22 protein-coding genes and 2 tRNA genes are annotated in these 22,439 nt (G+C 74.6%); 10 read left to right on the top strand and 14 right to left on the bottom strand.

All coding sequences use genetic code 11. The annotated features are described in order from the left end of the window. The first annotated feature begins 12 nt into the window (after window positions 1-12). Window positions 13-2,721 (top strand): phosphoenolpyruvate carboxylase, encoded by a 2,709-nt coding sequence (locus tag GD880_RS01325; RefSeq protein ID WP_152229818.1) that lies wholly within the window; start codon window positions 13-15, stop codon window positions 2,719-2,721. Between the two features lie 107 nt (window positions 2,722-2,828). On the opposite strand, the gene GD880_RS01320 is transcribed toward GD880_RS01325, so the two are convergent. Then, window positions 2,829-4,016, bottom strand: coding sequence for an MFS transporter (locus GD880_RS01320; RefSeq protein WP_405002719.1), 1,188 nt, complete (start codon window positions 4,014-4,016; stop codon window positions 2,829-2,831). A 119-nt stretch (window positions 4,017-4,135) separates the two neighbouring features. After that, entirely contained in the window at window positions 4,136-4,636 is a 501-nt protein-coding gene (locus GD880_RS01315) for a MarR family winged helix-turn-helix transcriptional regulator (protein ID WP_152229816.1), read from the bottom strand. Between the two features lie 81 nt (window positions 4,637-4,717). On the opposite strand from GD880_RS01315, the gene rph reads away from it, so the two are divergent. Beyond that, complete coding sequence (gene rph / locus GD880_RS01310) at window positions 4,718-5,497, top strand: ribonuclease PH (RefSeq protein WP_152229815.1); 780 nt, start codon at window positions 4,718-4,720, stop codon at window positions 5,495-5,497. Further along, window positions 5,494-6,120, top strand: a complete 627-nt coding sequence (gene rdgB, locus GD880_RS01305) for an RdgB/HAM1 family non-canonical purine NTP pyrophosphatase (protein ID WP_152229814.1) — start codon at window positions 5,494-5,496, stop codon at window positions 6,118-6,120. The genes rph and rdgB overlap by 4 nt, the downstream gene beginning before the upstream one ends. Before the next feature lie 53 nt (window positions 6,121-6,173). On the opposite strand, the gene GD880_RS01300 is transcribed toward rdgB, so the two are convergent. From GD880_RS01300 to GD880_RS01285, 4 genes are all read right to left on the bottom strand, one after another. Beyond that, on the bottom strand, window positions 6,174-6,578 hold the full coding sequence (locus GD880_RS01300; RefSeq protein WP_152229813.1) for a DUF3054 domain-containing protein: 405 nt from the start codon (window positions 6,576-6,578) through the stop codon (window positions 6,174-6,176). Next, window positions 6,578-7,114, bottom strand: coding sequence for an NUDIX hydrolase family protein (locus tag GD880_RS01295; RefSeq protein ID WP_152229812.1), 537 nt, complete (start codon window positions 7,112-7,114; stop codon window positions 6,578-6,580). Before GD880_RS01295 ends, GD880_RS01300 begins: the two co-directional genes overlap by 1 nt. Window positions 7,115-7,243: 129 nt before the next feature. Beyond that, window positions 7,244-9,757, bottom strand: a complete 2,514-nt coding sequence (locus GD880_RS01290) for an ABC transporter permease (protein WP_152229811.1) — start codon at window positions 9,755-9,757, stop codon at window positions 7,244-7,246. A gap of 2 nt (window positions 9,758-9,759) precedes the next feature. After that, a complete protein-coding gene (locus tag GD880_RS01285; RefSeq protein ID WP_152229810.1) occupies window positions 9,760-10,524 on the bottom strand; it encodes an ABC transporter ATP-binding protein in 765 nt (254 codons plus the stop codon). A 283-nt stretch (window positions 10,525-10,807) separates the two neighbouring features. On the opposite strand from GD880_RS01285, the gene GD880_RS01280 reads away from it, so the two are divergent. Further along, on the top strand, window positions 10,808-11,452 hold the full coding sequence (locus GD880_RS01280) for a TetR/AcrR family transcriptional regulator (protein ID WP_193314306.1): 645 nt from the start codon (window positions 10,808-10,810) through the stop codon (window positions 11,450-11,452). A gap of 40 nt (window positions 11,453-11,492) precedes the next feature. Here the strand turns inward: GD880_RS01280 and GD880_RS01275 are convergent. Further along, window positions 11,493-11,577, bottom strand: a tRNA-Leu gene (locus GD880_RS01275). Between the two features lie 112 nt (window positions 11,578-11,689). Beyond that, on the bottom strand, window positions 11,690-12,127 hold the full coding sequence (locus tag GD880_RS01270; RefSeq protein WP_152229808.1) for a DUF7144 family membrane protein: 438 nt from the start codon (window positions 12,125-12,127) through the stop codon (window positions 11,690-11,692). A 312-nt stretch (window positions 12,128-12,439) separates the two neighbouring features. Here GD880_RS01270 and GD880_RS01265 point away from each other — a divergent pair, with 312 nt between their 5' ends. Beyond that, window positions 12,440-13,075, top strand: coding sequence for a hypothetical protein (locus GD880_RS01265; RefSeq protein WP_152229807.1), 636 nt, complete (start codon window positions 12,440-12,442; stop codon window positions 13,073-13,075). Here GD880_RS01265 and GD880_RS01260 read toward each other — a convergent pair. Then, a complete protein-coding gene (locus tag GD880_RS01260) occupies window positions 13,062-15,737 on the bottom strand; it encodes a LuxR C-terminal-related transcriptional regulator (protein WP_152229806.1) in 2,676 nt (891 codons plus the stop codon). The two genes, GD880_RS01265 and GD880_RS01260, sit on opposite strands and share 14 nt — an antisense overlap. 334 nt (window positions 15,738-16,071) lie before the next feature. Here GD880_RS01260 and GD880_RS01255 point away from each other — a divergent pair, with 334 nt between their 5' ends. The 4 genes from GD880_RS01255 (at window position 16,072) to GD880_RS01240 (ending at window position 18,814) form a co-directional block, all read left to right on the top strand. Continuing rightward, a complete protein-coding gene (locus GD880_RS01255; RefSeq protein WP_152229805.1) occupies window positions 16,072-16,314 on the top strand; it encodes a hypothetical protein in 243 nt (80 codons plus the stop codon). A gap of 118 nt (window positions 16,315-16,432) precedes the next feature. Continuing rightward, a complete protein-coding gene (locus GD880_RS01250; protein WP_152229804.1) occupies window positions 16,433-16,897 on the top strand; it encodes a DUF6325 family protein in 465 nt (154 codons plus the stop codon). A 38-nt stretch (window positions 16,898-16,935) separates the two neighbouring features. Then, window positions 16,936-17,262 (top strand): SHOCT domain-containing protein, encoded by a 327-nt coding sequence (locus tag GD880_RS01245; protein WP_152229803.1) that lies wholly within the window; start codon window positions 16,936-16,938, stop codon window positions 17,260-17,262. A gap of 46 nt (window positions 17,263-17,308) precedes the next feature. Further along, window positions 17,309-18,814 carry a hypothetical protein gene (locus GD880_RS01240; protein WP_152229802.1) on the top strand — a complete coding sequence of 502 codons (1,506 nt, stop codon included), beginning with the start codon at window positions 17,309-17,311 and terminating at the stop codon, window positions 18,812-18,814. A gap of 6 nt (window positions 18,815-18,820) precedes the next feature. Here GD880_RS01240 and GD880_RS01235 read toward each other — a convergent pair whose 3' ends face one another. From GD880_RS01235 to GD880_RS01225, 3 genes are all read right to left on the bottom strand, one after another. Continuing rightward, on the bottom strand, window positions 18,821-19,297 hold the full coding sequence (locus GD880_RS01235; RefSeq protein ID WP_152229801.1) for a peroxiredoxin: 477 nt from the start codon (window positions 19,295-19,297) through the stop codon (window positions 18,821-18,823). 12 nt (window positions 19,298-19,309) lie between these two features. Beyond that, complete coding sequence (locus GD880_RS01230) at window positions 19,310-19,807, bottom strand: peroxiredoxin (protein WP_152229800.1); 498 nt, start codon at window positions 19,805-19,807, stop codon at window positions 19,310-19,312. A gap of 93 nt (window positions 19,808-19,900) precedes the next feature. Next, a complete protein-coding gene (locus tag GD880_RS01225) occupies window positions 19,901-20,728 on the bottom strand; it encodes an ABC transporter permease (RefSeq protein WP_226909291.1) in 828 nt (275 codons plus the stop codon). 229 nt (window positions 20,729-20,957) lie between these two features. Here GD880_RS01225 and GD880_RS01220 point away from each other — a divergent pair, with 229 nt between their 5' ends. Then, on the top strand, window positions 20,958-21,458 hold the full coding sequence (locus GD880_RS01220) for a hypothetical protein (RefSeq protein ID WP_152229798.1): 501 nt from the start codon (window positions 20,958-20,960) through the stop codon (window positions 21,456-21,458). A 102-nt stretch (window positions 21,459-21,560) separates the two neighbouring features. Here the strand turns inward: GD880_RS01220 and GD880_RS01215 are convergent. Beyond that, a tRNA-Lys gene (locus GD880_RS01215) sits at window positions 21,561-21,633 on the bottom strand. A gap of 180 nt (window positions 21,634-21,813) precedes the next feature. Beyond that, the gene (locus GD880_RS01210; protein ID WP_193314305.1) at window positions 21,814-22,380 is read right to left on the bottom strand and encodes a DUF779 domain-containing protein; all 567 of its coding nucleotides are present in this window, start codon (window positions 22,378-22,380) and stop codon (window positions 21,814-21,816) included. Between the last annotated feature and the right edge of the window lie 59 nt (window positions 22,381-22,439).

Below are 22,439 nucleotides of genomic sequence, written 5' to 3'. Positions count from 1 at the left end.
AGCCTGGCGGGCATGAGCGAGGTTGACCCCACGTCCGCACCCGCGCCCTCCGCGCCGGCCGCCGAGAGCTCCCGTGGGGCCGCCCGGCACGAGATACCCGAGGCGATGCGCCGGGACGTGCGCCTGCTCGGGGGTCTGCTGGGCGAGGTGCTGCGGGAGTACGGCCGCCCCGGGCTGTACGAGGACGTCGAGAGGCTCCGGGCGCTGGCCATCGCGGCCCTCGAGGAGCCCGGCGGCGAGCAGCTCGCCGCGGCCGCGGAGGTCGTGGAGTCCTTCACCACCGAGCGGGCCGAGGAGGTCGCCCGCGCCTTCACGTGCTACTTCCACCTGACCAACCTCGCCGAGGAGCTGCACCGGGTGCGCACGCTGCGGGCCCGCGAGGGCGAGGTGTCGCTGACCGAGCAGCGCCCGTCGGACTCGGTGGCCGCCGCGCTGACCCACCTGGCCGCCGAGGTCGGCGAGGAGGAGGCCCGGCGCCGCCTGGCGGGCCTGCGGTTCCACCCCGTCCTCACCGCCCACCCGACGGAGGCGCGGCGCAACGCCGTGGCGAGCAGCATCCGGCGCATCACCGAGCTGATGTCCGAGCGCGACGACCCGCGCTGGGGGCCGGGCGCGCTGGAGGAGAACCGTCGTCAGCTGCTGGCCGAGATCGACAACCTGTGGCGCACCGCCCAGCTGCGCCCGTCCAACCCGTCCCCGCTGGACGAGGTGCGCACCTCGCTGGCGGTCTTCGACACCTCGCTCTTCGACGTGTTCACCCGGGTCTACCGCCGCCTGGACGACTGGCTGCTGGGGGAGGACCGCGGCCGCCGCGCGCCCCTGGCCCCGGCGTTCGCGCGCCTGGGCACCTGGATCGGCGGGGACCGGGACGGCAACCCCAACGTCACCGCCACCATCACCCGCCAGGCCGCCGCGCAGGCCTCCGACCGGATCCTCACTGCACTCGAGCGGGTGGCCCGCGAGGTGGCGCTCGAGCTGACCCTGGACGACCGGTTCACCCCGCCCAGCGCCGATCTCACCGCCTTGTGGGCCCGCCAGCGCCAGCTCTCCCCGGAGCTCGCCGCCCAGGCCGCCGCGCACTCACCGGGCGAGACCCACCGCCAGGTGCTCCTCGTCGTCGCCGAGCGCGTCGCCGCCACCCGCCGCCGCGACGCCGACCTCGCCTACGCCGGCGCCGACGACCTGCGCGCCGACCTCGGCGTCGTCCAGGACTCGCTGGCGGCCGCCGGGGCCACCCGGGCCGCCTACGGCAACCTCCAGGAGCTCATCTGGCGGGTGGAGACCTTCGGCTTCAACCTGTCCGAGCTGGAGGTACGCCAGCACTCCAAGGTGCACGCGCAGACCCTGGCGTGGCTGGACGACCCGGCCTCGGTGACCGCCCCGGCGGTCCCGCCCGAGGAGGTCCTCGAGACCTTCCGGGCCATCGCGGCCGTCCAGGCCCGCCACGGCGTCGAGGCGTGCCGGCGGTACATCGTCTCCTTCACCAAGTCCGCGCAGCACCTCGCCGACGTCTACACCCTCGCCGAGCGGGCGCTCGGCCCCGGGCAGGCACCCGTGCTCGACGTCATCCCGCTGTTCGAGACCTTCGAGGACCTCCAGGCCGCCCCGCGCATCCTCGACGAGATGCTCGGCCTGCCCTGGGTGCAGCGCCGGCTGGAGCAGACCGGCCGGAAGGTCGAGATCATGCTCGGCTACTCCGACTCCGCCAAGGACGTCGGCCCGGTCTCCGCGACCCTGGCCCTGTACGAGGCGCAGCAGCGCATCGCGGAGTGGGCCGAGGCCAACGACATCCGCCTCACCCAGTTCCACGGACGCGGCGGGGCGCTGGGCCGCGGCGGCGGCCCGGCCAACCGCGCGATCCTCGCCCAGCCGCCGCACTCGGTGGACCTGCGGTTCAAGGTCACCGAGCAGGGCGAGGTCATCAACGCCCGCTACGGCAACCCCGACATCGCCGTCCGGCACATCGAGCAGGTCGCGGCGGCGACCCTCATGGCCTCGGCGCCGTCGACCGAGCGGCGCAACGCCGAGGCGGCCCGCCGCTACGCCGGGCTGGCCGAGCACCTCGACGCCACCTCCCGCGAGCGGTTCTTCTCGCTCATCCACGCCGACGGCTTCGCCCCGTGGTTCGCCGAGGTCACCCCGCAGGAGGAGATCGGGCTGCTCGCCATCGGCTCGCGCCCGTCCCGCCGCGGGCTGAGCGTGGAGTCGCTGGAGGACCTGCGGGCCATCCCGTGGAACTTCGCCTGGACCCAGGCCCGGATCAACCTCACCGGCTGGTACGGGCTCGGCTCGGCGCTGGAGGAGGTCGACGACCTCGACCTGCTGCGCACCGCCTACGCCGAATGGCCCCTCTTCGGCACGATGATCGACAACGTCGAGATGTCGCTGGCCAAGACCGACCCGCGCATCGCCCGCAGCTACCTCGAGCTGGGGGACCGGCCCGACCTGGCCGAGCAGGTCCTCGCCGAGCTCGACCTGACGACGAAGTGGGTGCTGGCCATCACCGACCACGTCCGGCTGCTCGAGGGGCACCGGGTGCTCGGCCGCGCCGTCCAGCTGCGCAACCCCTACGTCGACGCGCTGTCCCTGCTGCAGCTGCGCGCCCTGCGGGTGCTGCGCGACTCCTCGCGCGAGCTGAGCGAGACCGAGGTCGAGGACCAGCAGCGGCTGCTGCTGCTCACCCTCAAGGGCGTCGCCGCCGGCCTGCAGAACACCGGGTGAGCCCCGGGGGCGCGCCACGTGCCTGACGCGACGTGCCCGACGGCGCCACCTCCGGTCGCGGAGGTGGCGCCGTCGTCGTGAACGCCCGTCGAGATCGAGCCGAGCGACTAGCTCAGCGGCGCGGGCGCGTGCGCGCTGAGGTAGCGCCGGCCGCCGAGCACGATCGCCGTCCCCACCAGCACGAGGACCGCGGTGACCAGGTAGGTGACCGGCGCGCCGAACACCTCGCCGATCTTGGTGGCGGCGAAGGGCGCGACGGCGCCGCCGAGCCACCGCATGAAGTTGTACCCGGCCGACGCCACGGGCCGCGGGGCGTCGGAGACGGACATGGCGAGCTCGGTGTACAGCGTGTTGTTCACGCCGAGCAGCGCCCCGGAGAAGATGGTCAGGGCGACGACGACCCCGACCGACCGGCCGGCCGCGGCCGCGTACCCGACCATGACCAGCGCGAGGAGCACGAGGACCGCGGCGAGGGTGCGCACCGTGCCGAGGCGTGACTGGAGCCGCGGGGCGACGATCACCGAGAAGATCGCCACCATGACGCCCCAGCCCACGAACACCGCGCCGATGCCGTAGGCGTCCATGCCGAGCACGAACGGGGTGAAGGCGAGGATCGTGAAGAAGCCGTAGTTGTAGAAGATCGCGCTGCCCGCGACGGTGCGCAGCCCCCTGTGCCCGAGAGCCAGCAGCGGGTCGCGCAACCGGGTCCGCCTCGCCGGCGCCGGCATCGTGGGGAGCAGGGCGAGGAGGGCAATGAATGCCGCGGCCATGAGCGTGGCGGTGCCGAAGAACGGGGCGCGCCACTGCCACCCGCCCAGCAGGGCGCCGAGCAGCGGGCCGAGCGCCATGCCCACGCCGATCGCGGCCTCGTAGAGGATGATCGCCGTCGAGGCGCCGCCGCTGGCCACCCCGACGATCACGGCCAGCGCGGTGGCGACGAACAGCGCGTTGCCCAGTCCCCAGCCGGCGCGGAAGCCGACGAGGGCGTTGACGTGGTCGGACGTCCCGGCCAGGGTCGCGAAGACCACGATGACGGCCAGCCCGACCAGCAGCGTCCGCTTGCCGCCGATGCGGGTGGAGACGAACCCGGTGAGGAGCATCGCGAAGGCGTTCACCGTGAAGTAGCTCGTGAACAGCAGGGACACCTGGCTGGGGCTGGCGTCGAGGTTCGCCGCGATCGCCGGCAGGATCGGGTCGACCAGGCCGATCCCCATGAAGGCGAAGGCGGCGGCCAGCGCCGTCGCCCACACCGCCTTGGGCTGCCTGCGCAGCGAGGCCTTCTCCTGCTCGCCGATCGTGCCGGTCGCGTTCGTGCCGGTCGCGTTCGCGCCGGCCGCGGTCCGCGTCTCGACGACCGACCTCGCCGCCTGGTCGTCGACCTCCGTGCCGTTCAGGGTTCCCACCGTGCCGTCCTTCATCTCTCGGTCGTTCCTGCCTCTGTCGTCCGCTCGCGACCGGGTCCTGCCCGCAGGCTCTGTCCCAGGGAGACGTCGAACCGCTCGAGCGCCCGCAGGGCCGCCGCGATGGCGTCCCGGTCGGCCGCCGGAAGCCGGCCGAGCTCGACGGCCAGCGCCTCGTTGCGCCGGCGGTTCTCCCGCGCCCGTACCTCGTCGCCGGCGGCGCTCAGGCGCACCAGCACCGCCCGCGCGTCCGAGGGGTCGGGGGAGCGGTGGACGTGGCCCGCCTTCTCGAGACGGATGATCTGCTCCGTCGCGCTGGGCACCTTGATCCCGAGGTGGCGCGCCACGACGTTGACCCGCTGGGGGCCCGCGGCGAGCAGGTTGAGCATCGTCAGGTGCGAGGATGACACGCCGCTGTCGACGTCGAGCGAGCGCATGAGGAAGGCGGCGTCGCGCAGCACGGCGCGGAACTGGTCCGCGAGGCGCAGCAGCTCGTCAGGTTGGGGCTCAGACATCGTTAGGGAGCCTAATAGATAGGGGCCCTAAAGAACAACGCGCCGCCGGGGGTGTCGGAGGGTCCGGGTAGCCTCGGTGCCATGAGCTCTCAGACCCCACCGACCGCCACCACGCTGCGCGCCGACGGGCGCCGGCCCGACCAGCTGCGCGAGGTCCGTATCACCCGCGGCTGGCTGGACGCCGCCGAGGGCAGCGTGCTCGTGGAGTTCGGGCGCACCCGCGTGCTGTGCGCGGCCTCCTTCACCGAGGGCGTGCCGCGCTGGCGGCAGGGCTCGGGCCAGGGCTGGGTCACCGCCGAGTACGCGATGCTGCCGCGCGCCACCTCCACCCGCAGCCAGCGCGAGTCGGTCAAGGGCCGCGTGGGAGGGCGCACGCACGAGATCTCCCGGCTCATCGGGCGCTCGCTGCGCGCCATCATCGACGTCTCGGCCCTGGGGGAGAACACCATCGTCCTGGACTGCGACGTGCTCCAGGCCGACGGCGGCACCCGCACCGCCGCCATCACCGGGGCCTACGTCGCGCTCGCCGACGCCGTCGCCTGGGGCACCGCCAAGGGCCTCATCACCCGCAAGGCGTCCGCGCCGGTGCTCACCGACTCGGTCGCGGCGGTGTCCGTCGGCATCATCGACGGCCGGCCGGTGCTGGACCTGCCCTACGAGGAGGACGTGCGCGCCGAGACGGACATGAACGTCGTCGTCACCGGCTCGGGGCACTTCGTCGAGGTGCAGGGCACCGCGGAGGGCGCGCCCTTCGACCGTGGCGAGCTCGATGCGCTGCTGGACCTCGCCGTCGCCGGCACCGCCCAGCTGCGCCAGGTCCAGGCCGACGCCCTCGCCCGGCCGCTGGAGCGCCTCCCGTGACGCCGGCCCCCGCGGGCACCCGGCTGGTGCTGGCCACCCACAACCTCCACAAGGTGCGCGAGCTGCGCGACATCCTCGCCCCGCAGCTGCCCGGGCTCGACCCCGACGCGGTCGTCGGGGCGAAGGACCTCGGGGCCGCCGAGCCGGTCGAGGACGGGGTGACCTTCGCCGAGAACGCGCTCATCAAGGCCCGGGCGCTGGCCGCCGCGACCGGGCTGCCCGCGGTCGCCGACGACTCGGGGCTGTGCGTGGACGTCCTCGGCGGGGCCCCGGGGGTGTTCTCCGCCCGGTGGTCCGGCCGGCACGGCGACGACCGGGGCAACCTCGAGCTGCTCCTCGCTCAGCTCGCCGACGTGCCCGCCCGCCACCGCGGCGCCCACTTCGCCTGCGCGGCGGCGCTCGTGACGCCGGCGGGCCTCGAGGTCGTCGAAGAGGGGCTCATGCCCGGGGTGCTGCTGACCGCGCCGCGCGGCTCCGGCGGCTTCGGGTACGACCCGATCCTGCAGCCCGCCGGGGAGACGCGCTCCGCGGCCGAGCTCAGCGCCGAGGAGAAGAACGCCATCAGCCACCGCGGCCAGGCGTTCCGGGCGCTGGCCCCGCACGTCGTCGCCGCGCTGGCCTGAAGGCGAGGCGGGCCCGCGGACCGGGTGGTCCGCGGGCCCGTCGCCCGGGCGGCTCAGAGGTAGTGCGCGCGCCGCTCGTGCCGGCGCTGGAGGACCGTGGGCACCACCCGCCAGCCGATGAGGAGGATGGCCAGCACGACGGCGGTGACCACCGGGAAGGCGCCGGACACCCCGCCGCCGGTGGCCCACCGCAGGGCCAGGCCCACCACCGTGGTCACGGCCCAGACCACGACCCCGGTGGGCCACAGGATGGTCGGGACGTCCCGGGTGCCGGGGATGATCCACGCCACCACCAGCCCGACGACGAAGGGCCACGCCGTGCCGGGGTAGCCGGACAGCGGCGAGCCGTGCGAGAGCATCCCGACGAGCGCGAAGACGAGCACGCACACCACGTCGATCGCGAACCACCGCCACGGGTTGGTGGCGCTGTCGGCCACGGGCTCCGGATCGGTCTCCATCAGCGCAACCTCCCCAGGTGGGCCAGGGCCTGCCGCAGCAGGCTCGCGTGTCCTTCGCTCAGGTCCCCGATGACCTCGGGCGTGAGCGCCTCGGCGGGCGTCAGCCAGGTCAGCTCGAGGGTGTCGTGGCTGGGCCGGCAGTCCCCGACCACCGGGACGACGTAGGCGAGCGAGACGGCGTGCTGGCGCGGGTCGTAGAACGGGCTGCCTGGCGTGGGGAAGTACTCCCCGACGGCGTAGGGCACCGGTGAGACCGGCAGCCGGGGCAGCGCCATCGGGCCGAGGTCCTTCTCCAAGTGGCGCGCCAGCGCCTCGCGGATCGTCTCGTGGAACAGCACCCGCCCGGAGACCAGGGCGCGGGAGATCGTGCCGGCCGCGGTCGCGCGCAGCAGCAGCCCGATCTCCTCGAGGTCGCCGTGGGAGTCCACCCGCACCGGCAGCGCGTCGATATAGAGGATGGGCACCTTGCGGCGCACCATGGCCAGGTCGTCGGGCGACAGCCAGGGGCCGAGGTCGCCGCTCGCGATTTCGCTCACCCCCTGTTTCTATCGCGCCGCGGCGGCCGGCGCGACGTCGCCTCGCGGGCCGAGGGCGGCCGTCGTCGTCCTGCACGACGACGACGGCGGCACCCGTGTGCGGGCCCGCCGTCGTCGCCGTGCGGGGTGCTACTCGACGGTGATCGCGCGCAGCACGTCGACCTTGCTGGCCCGGCGCGCCGGACCCACCGCGGCGAGCACGCCCACGATGGCCGCCACGACGAGGTACACCGCCAGCGTGGGGACGGGCACGCTCAGCGAGGTGATCCCCGAGTCGCTCAGCGACCGGGCCAGGGCGACGCCGGCGGCAGTGCCCAGGGCGACGCCGGTGACGGCGCCGAGCAGGGCCATGAGCACGGACTCGCGGCGCACCACCGCACGCACCTGGCGCTTGGTGGCACCCACCGCCCGCATGAGGCCCAGCTCCCGGGTCCGCTCGACCACCGAGAGGATGAGCGTGTTCACGATGCCGAGCACGGCGACGATGACCGCGAGCAGGAGCAGCGCGGTGATGATCCCGAGCATCTGGTCGATCTGGGCGCGGGCGTCCGCGGTGAGGTCGGCCGCGTCCTTGACCACCACGTTCGGGTACCCGCTCAGTGCGTCCTCGACCGACTCCTTCCCGTCGCCGGTGGTGGCGACGAGGATCGAGGCGGCGAGCCGCGAGGTGACGTTCGCGGCGTAGTCGCTGAGCTCGAGCACGTAGGCGGACCCCACGAGGTCGTCGGCCTCGAAGGTGGCGGCCACGGTGAGATCGACGGCGCCGGTCTCGGGGAATGTCACCGTGATGGGATCGCCGGGCGCGAGGCCGAAGGCCTTGGCCTGGTCGACGCCGAGCAGCATGGTCCCGGGGCGGAAGTCGGCGAGCGAGCCATCGGCGATGCCCAGGTCGGCGACCTCCTCGACGCCCGCGGCGGGCACGCCCGCCACGAAGGTGTTGGCGTCCTCCACCCGGGCGCCGGAGTAGCGCAGCTCCACCACGGTCTCGACGTCGTCCTGCTCGCGCAGCACGTCGACCACCTCGGGGCTGATGCCGCTGCCCTGGCCGAGCGGCTGGAGGATGAGGTCCGAGCGCATGCCGCCCCCGACCATGCCCTCGATGGAGTCCTTGGCCGACTCCGCCGTCACGGCGACGGCGGAGACCACGGTCAGCCCGATGGTCAGCGCCAGGGCGGTGGCCGCCGCCCGCTGCGGGGCGCGGGCGATGTTGCGGGCGGCCAGGCGCCACCCGCCGCCCTGCCGGCCGTGGCCCGCCAGGCCCGCCATGCCGCGGGCGAGCAGCGGCCCGGCGGCGACCAGGCCGGCGAACGCGGCCAGGGCGGCGACGGCGGTGAGCATCGGCTGGTCGCGCACGGCCGCGGCGGCGACGAGGCCGCCGAACCCGGCGAGGAGCAGCACGACGCCGACCACGCGGCGCACCGTGCCGATGCTGCTGGCCGTGGGCAGGGCCTCGCGCAGCGCCTCCACCGGGGCGACGCGGGTGGCCGACAGGGACGGGACCACCGCGGCGATCACGGTGACGACGACGCCGACAAGGAGCGAGGCGATGATGGTGCGCGGCTCGACGGCCGCCGAGGTGGTCGGCACCTCGATGCCCACGAAGGCGAGCAGCTCGCGGATGCCGACGGCGAGGCCGACGCCGGCCGCCAGGCCCAGCCCGGAGGAGACGAGGCCGATGACGCCGGCCTCGACGATCAGCCCGCCGAGCACCTGGCTCCGCTTGGCGCCGACGGCCCGCAGCAGCGCGACCTCGCGGCGGCGCTGGGCGACGATGACGTTGAAGGTGTTCCAGATGACGAACGAGCCGACGAGGAGGGAGACCCCGGCGAAGGCGAGGAGCACCTTCGTGAACACGCCCAGGCCCTCGCGGACGGCGGCGGAGCCTTCCTCGGCGAGCTTCTCGCCGGTCAGCGCCTCGGTCCCGGCGGGCAGGACGGCCGCGACGTCGGCGCGCAGGTCGTCGGGATCGACGCCGTCGGCGGCGGCGATGTTGATCTGGTCGACCTTGCCGGTCTTGCCGAGCAGCTCCTGGGCGGTGGCCATCTCGAAGGAGGCCATCGTCGCCCCGGCCAGGCTGTCGGTCTCGCCGAACCCGGTGATGCCCGCGAGGGTGAAGGTCCTCGGGCCGCCCTCGAGGATGATCGTGACGTCGTCGCCGACGGCGAAGCCCGCCTTCTCGGCCGTCGCGGCGTCGAGCGCCACCTCGTCCGCGGTGGTGGGCGCCGCGCCGGAGCGGTAGGAGAAGCTGCCCATGAGCAGCGGGTTCGCCGGGGCGTTGGCGCCGAGGGTGGGGGCGCCGCCGGGCTGGATCGGCTCGCCGTCCTTGTCGAGGACGAGGGCGAAGCCGGTGAGGCTGCCCTCGACCGCGGCCACACCGGGCACGTCGGCGACGGTGTCGAGGAGGTCGTCGTCGAGGGGGCGGAGCTGCCCCTGGGTGGTGATGTCGGTGTAGGCGGCCTTGGCGCGCACCGCGACGTCGGTGCCCTTGGTCAGGCCGGTGTAGAGCTCGTCGAACGCCTTGCTCATCGTGTCGGAGAGCACGAAGGTGCCCGAGACGAAGGCGACGCCGACCGTCACGCTCAGGACGGTGAGGAGCAGGCGCAGCTTGTGCGCGAGGAGGCTGCGCAGGGAGACCTTGAACATCGTCAGTCACCCAGCCGCTTCATGGTCTCGAGCACGTCGTCGCGGGTGGGGGCGGCAAGCTCCTCGACGACGGCGCCGTCGACCAGGAAGATCACGCGGTCGGCGTAGGAGGCGGCGACCGGGTCGTGGGTGACCATGACGACCGTCTGGCGCAGCTCGTCGACGGCGCTTCGCAGGAACTTCAGCAGCTCGGTGCCGGTCTTGGAGTCCAGGGCGCCGGTCGGCTCGTCGCCGAAGACCACCTCGGGCCGGGAGACGAGGGCGCGGGCGACGGCGACGCGCTGCTGCTGACCGCCGGAGAGCTGCGAGGGGCGGTGGCCCAGCCGGTCGCCGAGCTTGAGGGTGGACACGACGGTGTCCACCCAGGCCTTGTCGAGCTTGCGGCCGGCGAGGTCGGCCGGGAGGGTGATGTTCTCCGCGGCGGTCAGGGTGGGCAGCAGGTTGAAGGCCTGGAAGACGAAGCCCAGGCGGTCCCGGCGCAGCACGGTGCGCTCGGCGTCGGAGAGGGTGGCCAGGTCGGTGCCGCCGATGAAGGCCTGGCCGGAGCTGAGGGTGTCCAGGCCGGCGAGGCAGTGCATGAGGGTGGACTTGCCCGAGCCGGAGGGGCCCATGATGGCGGTGAAGGCGCCGGCGGCGAAGGTGACGCTGACGCCGTCGAGCGCGACGACGCTGGAGTCACCGGTGCCGTACTCCTTGCGGGCGTGGACGACGCGGGCGGCGACGTCGTGCGACGTCGCCGGCGTCTCGGTGAGCAGGGTCTCGGTCATGGAGGGCTTCTTTCTTCGCAGGGGGTGATGTCCGGAGGTCTGGGGGGCGCCCGTCAGGAGGGGCGGGCGCCGTCGCAAAACTAGGGCCGGGCAGGGGTGGGGCGGCTCGGCAGCGAGGCGGATCTTCCCCGCGGCGTCTCCGCCGTGAGGCGTAGAGGCGGCTCCGCCGCCGGGACGAGCGGTGTGACGCAGGGCACCGGTCGCCCCCCGCCAGACCGTTCTGTACAGTGTCCGAAGTGAACCGTACGCTGTACATTGACGTCAAGTGGTTCGAGGAGGGGACGTGGCGAAGAGGACCGGGCTGAGCGAGGACGCCGTCGCGCAGCGGGCGCTTGCGCTCATCGACGCCGACGGGATCGAGGGGCTGAGCATGCGCAAGCTCGCCGCGGAGCTGGGTGTCTCGACGATGACGCTGTACTCGTACTTCCCCGATCGGGCCGCGCTGCTGGACGGGGTGGCGCAGGCGATCTACGCCCAGATCGACGCGCCGGAGGACGCCGGCGGGCCCCGCGAGACGCTGCGCGTGCTGATGCGGGGGGTGCGCCGGGTGCTCCTCGCGCATCCCCATGCGCTCCCGCTCATCGCCGAGTACCCGCCCCGCACCCTCGCGGCGCTGGCGTTCATCAACGCGGGCTTTCGGGCGCTGCGGCGCGCCGGCGTGGGTCCGCGGGACACGGCCCGCGCCTACCGGGCGCTCGCGGCGTACTCCCTCGGCACGGCCCAGGTGGAGATCAACGGCTACTTCCGGGCGGGGGAGGGTCCGGCCGCAGGCCGGCCGGAGTCGGAGGAGTCGTCCGTGGAGGTGGGGAGGATCCTGCCGTACCTCGCGGAGGTGGGGCCGCTGCTCGGCGAGCTCGACGACGCCGGCGAGTTCGACTACGGGCTCGACCTCACGCTCGACGGCTTCATGGGCCGGCACGCGACGTGACGGTGCGCGGCCGCGGGAGGGCGCGGCCGGCGCGCCGGGGTGGTGCGCGAGAGGGGACTCGAACCCCTACGCCCGAAGGCACCAGGACCTAAACCTGGCGCGGCTGCCAGTTACGCCACTCGCGCTCGGTCCTCAGCCTATCGGGACGGCGCCGGACGACCGGCGACCGGCCACGCGGCGGGCGCGGGGGCAGCCGCCGCCCTGGACGCGTGGGGCGGTGGCCGGCGAGCGCGGGGGTCAGTCGGTGCTCGTGTACTCGTCGCCGTGCGAGACCAGCGCCCAGATGACGAAGGTGTCGAGCGCGATGATCGTCAGCGACCAGATGGGGTAGTACGGGATGAACGTGAAGTTGGCGATCGCGCTGAGCACGGCGAGCACCACGGCGACCACGCGCGCCCACTCCTGCCCGGTGAGCAGGGCGATGCCGGCGAGGAGCACGACGACGCCGAGGGCGATGTGGATCCACCCCCACGTCGTGGTGTTGACGGTGATGAGGTAGTTCGGGGTGGTCAGGTAGAACGTGCGCTCGAAGAGCGCGACCAGCCCCGTGAAGATGTGGAAGGCGCCGATCATGATCATCATGACGCCGGCGAAGGTGATGAGGCCGGCCGCCCACGCGCGCGCCCGCTGGGGCTCCGTGGGGGCCTGGTACTGCGAGGTGGTCTGCTCGCCCATGGTCGGTCCCTCCCTCGGGTGGCCCGGTCGGCCCGGCGCTCGCCCGACCGGCCCGGCCCGGTGCCGCGACCGTCGCCACGACCATCGTCGGGCCTGTCGCCACGACCATCGTCGGGAGGCCCTGACCGGGCGGCATCACCCCACGCGGGTGAGACCACCCCGGGGCGCGGACGCGCCGGCCCCCGACGCCTCGGACTCACCCCGCCCGGGGGATCCGGCGTGCCGTGGTGGCGCGCAGCCTGGGGAAGAAGGCTCCGCGGCGCGCGCCGCGACGCGAGCCGGCGACCATCTTTGAACAGAAGGCGCGTGGGCATGACCCGGGAGACGTTCGAGATCCACCTCACCGGTGCGGCAGACGCGGTCCGGCATGCGTGCCGCCCGGGCATGACGGTCGTGGAGCTCCCGCCGCAGACGATCCTCACGACCGCCCCGGTCGACCAGGCCGGCCTGCACGAGCTGCTGGCGCGGCTCACGGACTTCGGCATCGAGCTCCTCGAGCTGGGCCCCGCGGCGGGGGCCGGCGCGGCGCCACCCGAGACGACGGCTCTGGCCACGCGTGCCGGAGCCGACGGTCTGCCTGAGGTGACCGTGGCCGGCGGTCTGGGCGAGGTGACCGTGGCCCGCGGTCTCGACGAGGTCAGCGTGGCCGGCGGCGCCGGTGCGGCGCCCCCCTCCGGGCAGGTGGCCTACGAGATCCACGTCGGGGGCGCGCCGAGCCCGGCCGTGCTGGCCGCCCTCCACCAGCGCGCGACCACGGTGTCAGGGCACCTCGTCGTGGTGGTGGAGGCGGAGGCGGGCAGCCTCTCCGACGTCCTCAGGGCGATCGCCGTCCCCGGCGCCGAGGTCGAGAGCGTGCGGGCGACACCGGCGCCCAGCCGGGCGTCGCCGGACGTGTGGCGGCGCCCGGGGGAAGCGAGGTCGGGGCCCGCGGAAGTCACGCGGCAATGAGGTGCAGCGCCCGGGCCCGGCGCACCGCCTCGTTGCGCCGGGACACCGTGAGCTTGCGAAGGATGTTGCGCACGTGTGTCCGGACGGTGTTCACCGAGACGAACATCGCCCCGGCGATCTCCTCGGTCGTCAGCAGCCCGGCGAGGTGCCCGAGCACCTCCAGCTCCTTCGGCGTGAGGGGCTCGACCGGGCCGTCACCGCCGCCGTCGAGGGAGGGCGCCGCCGGCGCCCGGCTGCCCGGCCGTGTCGCGCCCGGCACCGCGCGGGCGTCGCGCCCCTGCCGCGCCCGCTCGCCCCGCTTGCCGTCCGACGGTCGGGCCGCGCCCGGGCTGAGCCACCCGTGCTCTCCGGCGAGGTCGCCGCTCGCCCGCAGCAGGCGACGCACGTCGGCGGGAGCCTCGTAGAACGGGCGCCTGAGCGTCTCCGGCGCCGCCAGCCGGAGCGAGCGCCCGAGCGCGCGGTGAGCCGCCCGCTCGTCCCCCTGGACGAGTCGGCGAGAGGCCTCGACGAGCCAGAGGTCGACACGGGTGGCGAGCGTGGCGCCTTCGTCGATCGCGACGAGGTCGGTGACCTCGGCACCGCTCGCCAGCCGGGCCCGGCTCGCCACGAGCGTTGCCTCCGGGACGAGGTCCGCGTCGGCCACGTCGGCCACGACGCGCAGGGCCCGCGCCGGCTCCCCGCTGACGATGTCGAGGATCGCGAGCTCGAGGCGGAGGCGGTCACGCATCCACTCGGGCAGCGGCGCCGTCGTGATGGCCTCGTCCAGGACCCGCCGGGCACCCTCCATGTCGCCGCGGGCGCGCCGGGCACGGGCGGTGACGACGGCGAACATCGCCCACGGCAGGGGGTCGTCGCCGGCGGTGACCGCCTCGGCCGCCCGGTCCAGGTGGCGTCGCGCGGCCCTGAGGTCGTAGGCCTCGGTGGACGCCCAGGCCAGGGCGATCTCCGCTGCGCAGGGCCCGTACCGGGCCGGGATCGCTGCGCGGTGCCGCAGCGCCAGCGACCGGTCGGCCAGGTTGGTGGCGCGCTGGAGCCGCCCGCGCATGGCGGCGATCAGGGCGAGCTGGCCCAGGCTGTCGATCACCGGCCACCCCGTCTCGGGGCCGCCCCGGCCCGCACGGTCGACGCAGGCCGTGAACGACTCGACCGCGGCGTCGATCCGGCCGGCGAGCAGCAGCGCCGAGCCCTTGCCCCAGGTGAGGAGGGCGACCGCGTCCCGCGACTGGGTGTGGTCGGGGACCTGCTCGACCAGGCCCTCCGCGCCCCGGAGCGCCGACAGTGCTGCTCTCGCGTCGCCAGCGAGACGGGCCCGGAACCCGTCGACCAGGGCGAGGGTGAGCTGCGCCGACGGCGGCGCCGGCGCGCCGGCGAGGACCTCGCGCGCCCGCTCCAGGTGACATGCGGCGCCGGAGGGGTCGTGGGCAAGGATGGTCTGCGCCGCTCGCACGAGCGACACGTGCGGGCCGTCGGCCTCGTCGGGCAGGTCGGCGAGCAGGGCGCGCAGCTGGCCCGGTGGCCGCTCGGTCAGGAGCCGGGCCACGGCGAGGTTATCCACCGCGTACCGGCACCCGTCCTCCCAGGCGCCGCCCGCCATCGCGTGCCGGACCGCCTCGACGGGCAGGTCGTTGATGGCCAGCCAACGGGCGGCGACCCGGTCGAGGGCCGTCACTCGCTCGGGGGCCTCGTAGGCCAGCTGGGCCCGCAGGAGCTCGCGGAAGAGCGGGTGCAGCCGGTAGGTCCCCGGGTGCTCGGGGATCTCGTCGAGGAAGACGTTGTCGCTGGCCAGCCGGTCGAGGTCGTGCTGGGCGCGCGGCCCGGCGAGCACCTCGACCAGACCGGGCCGCAGCAGGTCGACGATGCTCGTGCTGAGCAGCGTCGCGCGGACCTGCGGCGGCTGGGTGTCGAGGACCTCCGCGAGCAGGTAGTCGGCCACCGTCCCGCGCTCGCCCGTCAGCGCTCTGGCGGCGGCGTCCTGGTCGGTGCTCCGGGACAGGGTGAGGGCGGCGAACCGCAGCCCGGCGGCCCAGCCTCGCGTCCGCGCCATGACGGACTCCATCGCGGCCGCGGAGAGGTTGACGCCGGCACGGCCGAGCAGGACGCGGGCCTCGCCGGTCGTGAAGGCGAGGTCGGCCATCCGGACCTCGTCGATCGAGCCCTCGAGCCGGTAGCGGTGGAGCGGAAGCAGCGGGTCCGCCCGGGTCAGCAGGAGGAGGCGCAGCCGGCCCGCGGCTCGCCGGAGGAGGAGCTCGAGGCCGGCGGCGGCGTCGGGCGGGAGCGCGGTCTCGCAGTCGAGCGCGAGCGTGACCGGTGTGGGGCGGGAGGCGACCGCGGTGGCCAAGGAGGTGAGGAAGAGGCGGGTGCTCTCCGGCTCTCCGGTCCCCGGCGGCTCGCCGGCAGCGTCGACGCCGTGCTGGTGCAGCGCCGCGCGGACGAGGAGCCACAGGGCGCCGTCCCGCACGTCGTTGTCGTCGATCGTCACCCAGGCCGTGGGCGCCGGCCGTCGGGCCGCCCACGAGGCGGCGAGGACGGTCTTGCCCGTCCCGGCCGGTGCGCTCACGAGCGTCAGAGGCACCTCGACGCCCTCGTCGAGCAGCTTGCGCAGCCGAGGCCGGTCGACCGCGTCGTGCGGCAGCGCCGGGATGGTGAGTCGCGGGTCAGTCACCCCGCGCCGTCCGGTCGCGCCTCCGGGACCGGGGGCAGGGGATGCCGTGTCTCGTGCACCCATCCTGCGGCACCTCCGCGGCCCCCTGCCGGGACGCACCGAACTCACGTGGACCGGCGAACCTCTTGGAGCGGCAGGGGGACGCACCGTGTGGGAACTGGCAGTTCGACCCCATTATGCGACAGATGTCGAGGACTGGGGAGGGTGCCGTGACGACGTGCCCCCATCGTCCCGCGCGGGTGACGTGTCACGGCGGGTGAGGTCTCAAGGTAGGAGGGACGACCTGCCCGGCCCACGGTGCGGGGAGACGTCCGGGCGGGAGGGACCGATGGGCATGCACCACGACCCTTCGGCCTCCACCGTCTACGAGATCCGCCTGCTCGGCACGGTTCCCGACGAGGCGTTGGAGGAGCTGGGGGCCGTCACGGTGACGCCGGCGCCGGCTGCGACGGTGCTCGTCGGGGCGGTCGCCGACCAGGCGGAGCTGTTCGGGCTCCTGGCGCGGCTGCGCGCGCTGTGCCTCGACGTCGTCGAGGTGCGGCGGGTGCACCTGCCGGTGCCCGGCTCGCCGGTGTGAGGCCATTCATCCATGACAGACGACGCGGAGCGTCGGTCTGCGGAGGGATCGTGGCGCCAGCGCGGTGGGGCGCTCGTGCCGGCACCGACGGCACGACCCAGGGCAGGAGGGACGGACCATGGACGAACGGGAACAGGTCGAGCGTGAACAGCTCGACCAGACCGGTCCGATCGACTACATCGTGGTGGAGTTTCCCGGTAACCGCATGACGGGGGAGGCCTTCCCGCTGCTGGTCGACCTGGTCGACCGCGGCCTCATCCGCATCTTCGACTTCGTCTTCGTCCGCAAGGAGCAGGACGGCTCGGTGATCGGCATGAGCCTGAGCGACGTCGACCGGGACGGGCGGTTGGACCTCCGCGTGTTCGAGGGGGCGTCCTCGGGGCTGGTCGGCCAGGACGACCTCGAGGAGGTCGCGAAGATCATCGAGCCCGGGAGCTCGGCCGGGATCCTCGTCTACGAGAACGTCTGGGCAGCGCCGTTCGCCTCGGCGGTCCGCCGGTCGGGCGGCCAGCTCGTGGCGAGCGGGCGGATCCCGGTCCAGGCCGTGCTTGCGGCGCTCGACGCGACCGAGAAGGCGGCCTGAGGCCGAACCGGCCAGGGCCTGAGGGAAGGGAACGCGCCATGGGACTGATCCGAGGTGTCGCGAGGACCGCCGTGGTGGCCGGCACCGCGACCGCCGTGTCCAACCGGGTCTCGCGCCGGCAGGTGGGGCGCTGGGCCGCGCAGGAACAGCAGTACGAGCCCCAGCAGCAGTACGCGCCACCACCGCAGCAGCAGTACGCGCCGCAGCAGGTGCAGCAGCCGATGCCCGCGCAGCCGGCGGAGCCGTCCGGCGGCGACATGGACGCCAAGATCGCCCAGCTCAAGGAGCTCGCCGCCCTCCGGGACCAGGGCGTGATCAACAGCTACGAGTTCGAGACCCAGAAACGGGCGATCCTCGGCCCCTGACGGACGGGCCCGGCCCGGCCCGCTGACGCCCAGGAAGGACGGCGCGATGAGCGTCACGCCCCAGCTTGGCGCCGACGAGCGCGGTGAGCTCGAGCGCCTGCGCGCGGAGGTGGCCGCGCTCCGTGCCGAACGCCGGACCGAGACGGCGGAGCCCGCGCGGCGCCGCCATCCGGGCCGCCTGCGCAACGTCGGCGCCACGCTCGTCGTCCTGCTGGGGTGCGTGCTCGCGGCGCTGTCCGTGGTCTCGACGTGGCTGGCCACCCAGGTGACCAACACGAACGCCTACGTCGAGACGGTCGCCCCGGTCATCGACGACCCGCGGCTGCAGAAGGCGATGGCGGACCAGATCACGGCCGCGGTCTTCACCGAGCTCGACGTCCAGGGCGTGACCTCGCAGATGCTCTCGACCGTGGCCGGCCAGACCAACCTGCCCCCGCCCGTCCAGGCGAAGGTGGAGGGGCTGGCGGCGCCGATCACCAGCGGTGTCCAGGGCTTCCTCACCGATCAGGTCAACACCGTCGTCGCCTCGCCCCAGTTCGCGCAGCTCTGGGCCGAGGCCAATCGCCAGGTGCACCAGGCGCTGGTCAATGTCATGACCGGCAAGCAGGGCGGCGCCGTGCAGGTGAGCAACGGTGCCGTCAGCATCGACCTCGCCCCGTTCATCGACCTCGTCAAGACCCGCCTCGTCGACCGCGGCGTGGCGATCGCCGCGCAGATTCCCGAGATCCACAAGTCGTTCGTCATCTACCAGTCCGACACCCTCGCCCACAACGTCGCGGCGGCGCAGACGGCCTTCTCGGTGCTGAGCACCCTCGGGACGGCGCTGCCCATCGTCACGCTCGTCGTGCTCGCGGCGGGGGTGCTCCTCGCGCCGCGGCACCGGCGCGCCCTGGTCGGCGTCGGGCTCGGGGTCGCGGCAGCGATGCTCCTGCTGGCTCTCGCGATCATGTTCGCCCGCGCCGTCTATCTCGGTGCCGTGAACCCGAACGTGCTCCCGCGCGGGGCCGCGGCGGCGGTGTTCGACACGCTGGTGCGTTTCTTGCGCACCGGGCTGCGCACCGTCTTCGTCGTCGCGGTGATCGTCGCGGCGCTGGCCTACCTGACCGGCCCCTCCGCGGCGGCGGTCGGCCTGCGCCGGGCGCTCGGCTCCGGCACGGACCGCATCCGCCGGTTGCGCGGCACGCCCGGCGGACTGGCCGGCGAACGCGTGGGCGGTGCGCTCGCCACGTACCGGCAGGTCATCCGCGTCGTGGTGATCGCCCTCGCCGCCCTGGTCGTCCTCCTCCTCAACCGGCCGACACCGGGGGAAGTGCTCCTCGTCGTCGTGATCGCCGGGCTCGTGCTCGTGGTCGCGGAGGTGCTCAGCAACCCGCCGGTGCCGCCCGAGACGGCGGCGGAGGCGCCGGCCGGGGCGGACGCCGGTGGGACGGGCTCGGCCGGAGGGGCGGGGTCGGCCGAGCCGACCGGCCCGCCCGGAGGGACCGACGGGCCCCCCACGACCGGGCCGGAACCGGCCTCGACGACGCCCACGCGCCCGGCGCCGTCGGACTGACCCCGGTCAGTCCACGCCGAGCAGCTTGCGCAGCCGGGCGACGTGGCCGGTGGCGCGGACGTTGTACTGGGCGAGGGACACCGCGCCGTCCGGGTCCACGACGACGGTGGAGCGGATGACCCCGGTGTAGGTGCGCCCGTAGTTCTTCTTCTCGCCCCACGCGCCGTAGGCCTCGAGCACCTGGTGCTCGGTGTCCGAGGCCAGCGGGAAGGTCAGGCCCTCGTCGGCGGCGAACGTCGCCAGCTTCTGCACGCCGTCGGGGGAGATGCCGACGACGGCGTACCCGGCGCCCTGGAGGGAGGCCAGGCTGTCGCGGAAGTCGCACGCCTCCTTGGTGCAGCCGGGGGTGGCGGCGGCGGGGTAGAAGTACACGACGACGCCGCGGTCGGCGGACTGGCGCAGCGCGGCGAGGGAGACCTCGCCGCCGTCGGCGGCGGGCAGGGTGAAGGCCGGGGCGGGGTCGCCCGGGGCGAGACGCGGCACGAGGGTCTCCGATCAGGCTTGGGTGGGGGCGGGCTGGTCGATCCCGAGGTCGCGGCGCAGCGCGGCGACGTGCCCGACGGGGTCGACGTCGTACTGGGCGCTGCGCAGGGTGCCGTCCGGGTTGACGACGAACGTCGAGCGGTGCACGCCGTCGAAGGTGCGACCACCGAAGGTCACCGGCCCCCACGTGCCGTAGGCCTCGGCGACGGCGTGGTCGCGGTCGGAGGCGAGGGGGAAGGTCAGGCGCTGGTCGGCGGCGAAGGCCTCGAGGTCCTGGAGCGGGTCGGCCGAGATGCCGACGACGGCGTAGCCGGCGCCGCCCAGGGCGGCGAGGCTGTCGCGGAAGTCGCACGCCTCGGTGGTGCAGCCGGGCGTGGCGGCCTTGGGGTAGAAGTAGACGATCACGCCGCGCTCGCCACGGGCCCGGAGGTCGGCGAGCCCGATCTGGCCGCCGCCGGCGACCGGCAGGGTGAAGTCGGGGGCGAGGTTGGCCGGCTGCAGGCGCGTCATCTTCGGCTCCAGGTCGTCGGGCGGTTTCGGTCCCCATCTTCGCACCACCGGACGTGATTGGACGGTTATGTGCGGCTCGGGGTGGCGACGCGGTCAGCCGCCGTGGGCCCGCGGGCGGTGCGGCTCGCGCGGCGAGCGCGGCCCGGGCGGGGGCACGGCGGCGGGCGTGGCGGCCGCGACGGGCAGGACGGGGGAGGCGGAGAGGATCCGGGCGACGGTCAGCCCCGTGATCGTCTGGGTGAGCATGATCCCCGCCAGCACGACGAGCTGGAACCGGGCGGCCTCGACGGGGTTCGCGCCGCCGAACAGCGCGCCGACGAACGCGCCGGGGAGGGTGACCAGCCCGGTGGAACGGGTCTGGTCGATGGTGGGCAGCAGCGCCTCGTGGACGGCGCGGCGGGCGATGTCGGCGTAGGCGGTGCGCGGCGGGGCGCCCAGGGCGAGCCAGCCCTCCACCTCGCCGGCGCGCGCGAGGGCCATGGTGCGGAAGTTGCGTCCGGACAGGGTGGCGGCGGACATGGAGTTGCCGATGAGGATCCCGCCGACGGCGACGATGTTGCGCGCGTCGAACGGCACCAGGCCGAGCGCCAGGACGAGCCCGGTCGCGGCGATGCCCCCGGCGAGCACGCCGGCCAGGGCTGCCCGGCGCCCGGCCCACAGCTCGCGCAGGCGGGCGCCGGAGGTGAGGGACGCCGTCGTGAGCATGAGGGCGACGAACGCGACGACCAGGGCGGGGAAGGTCAGCACGCCGCGCAGCACGAGGGCGATCACGCCGAGCTGCAGCGTCGCGCGCAGCACGGCGGTGAGCGGGCGGACCCCGAGCGGCAGGCGCCGCCAGTGCTGCAGCCCGATGGTCAGGGCAACGAGGACGGCCAGGCCGACCGCGGTGCGCACGAGCAGGGCGATGTCCTCGGGACTCACGGGGCCTCCTCCGGTCTGCGGCGACTCACACCACGCCGGTGCCGAGGAGCGCGCAGATACCGTACGTCGCCGCGCGGGCCGGCGCACCGCTGGCGCCTCCGGCGCCGAGGCGGCGACGCGCCTGACGGTTGGGCGCCGAGGCGGCGACAAGCGTGGCGCGTCGGGCGCGGAGGCGGCACCCTGGGCGCAGGGCGCAGAGACCCGGGGGACGAGCACCGACGGAGGCGCGATGAGCACCCAGCAGGCCGCGGCACGGATCCCGACCTTCCCCGCGCTCGAGGGCCGCTCGCTGCTGGGCGAGCGCATCGCCCTTCCCGCCGAGCTGCCGGCCGAGCGCACGCTGGTGCTGGTGGCCTTCCAGCGCTGGCAGCAGCCGGTGGTCGACGGCTGGATCACCCGGGCGGTCGCGGCCGGCGTGCCGCCCACCCCGCGGGGGGCGGCGAAACCCATGCCCGTCGCCGTCGTCGAGCTCCCCGTGCTGTCGACCGGGTGGAAGCCGGCGCGCCGCTTCATCGAGAGCGGGATGGTCGCGGCCAGCCGGGACCCCGACATCCTCGCGCGCACGATCCCCGTCTACACCGACGTCAGCGCGTTCCGCCGCCGGTTGCAGATCCCGTCGACCGAGGAGGTGCACGCCGTGGTCGTCGATCCGGGCGGAACGGTGGTGGCCCGGGCCCGCGGGGAGGTCGACGCGGCGGCATGGGCCACCCTCGCCGCCGCGCTGTGGTGAACGAGGACGGGTCACGAGTGCTGAGCGGGGGAGGCCAAGGTCCTGGCGCGAAAGCCGCCGCACGAAAAATCCCCGCCCTGCGAGCAGGACGGGGACCGTCTGTACACCGCCTGGGACTCGAACCCAGAACCCACTGATTAAGAGTCAGTTGCTCTGCCAATTGAGCTAGCGGTGCTCGGCGCCGTGCCGCGTGGCATCCCGGCGCGAGATATGACTTTAGCGCACGGGTCGGGGGCCCTCCAAGCCGGGGGCCGCCGTCGCGGCGTGACATCGGGCACAGCGCGCACAGACGCCTGACCTGGGGCGGGCGCCGCCGCCCGGAAACCCGTCGCCGCCCGCCCGAAGGCGGCCGCGGTCAGCGCGGGAACGCGCAGGCCTCCGCCACGGTCGCCACCACCTGAGGCCGGCCGGGCGCCGGGGGCCGGGCGCCGTCCTCCCAGTCGGCGCCGGTCAGGGCGCCCGCGGCCGCCAGCGCCGCCGCCTCGGCGGCGGTGAACACGCGGGAGCGCGTGAGGAAGCGCACCCCCTCCGGGCTCTCGAGGCTGAAGCCCGCCCCGCGGCCGGGGACGACGTCGAGGACGAGCTGGGTGTGCTGCCACAGGTCGAACTGCGGGCCGGAGATCCACACCGGCACGCCGTCGGCGTCGCCGGGCGCGTCGCGGCCCACCTCGGCGACGTCCAGGCGCAGGTCGAGCACGCCGAGCAGCACGTCCCGGTCGCCCACGATGAACTCGCCTTGGGGGTAGCACATCGGGGAGGAGCCGTCGCAGCAGCCACCGGACTGGTGCATCATCAACGGCCCGTGGCGCAGGCGCAGCGTGCGCAGCAGCTCCATCGCCGCCGGCAGGGCGACCACGCGCGGCTCGGGCGGTGCGGTGGCGGCCGGGGCGGGCGTCCCGGCCGGGCGTTGCGTGGTGGACATCGTCGTCCCCTCCGATCGGGGGCCGGGACGGAGCCCGGGCGCCCGAGGCGTGGACGAAG

The organism is Georgenia ruanii, from assembly GCF_009193175.1.
In the GTDB taxonomy this organism is placed as follows: Bacteria; Actinomycetota; Actinomycetes; order Actinomycetales; family Actinomycetaceae; genus Georgenia; species Georgenia ruanii.
Note: the sequence above shows the minus strand (reverse complement) of the source record. Positions and strands in the feature narration are given on the sequence as shown.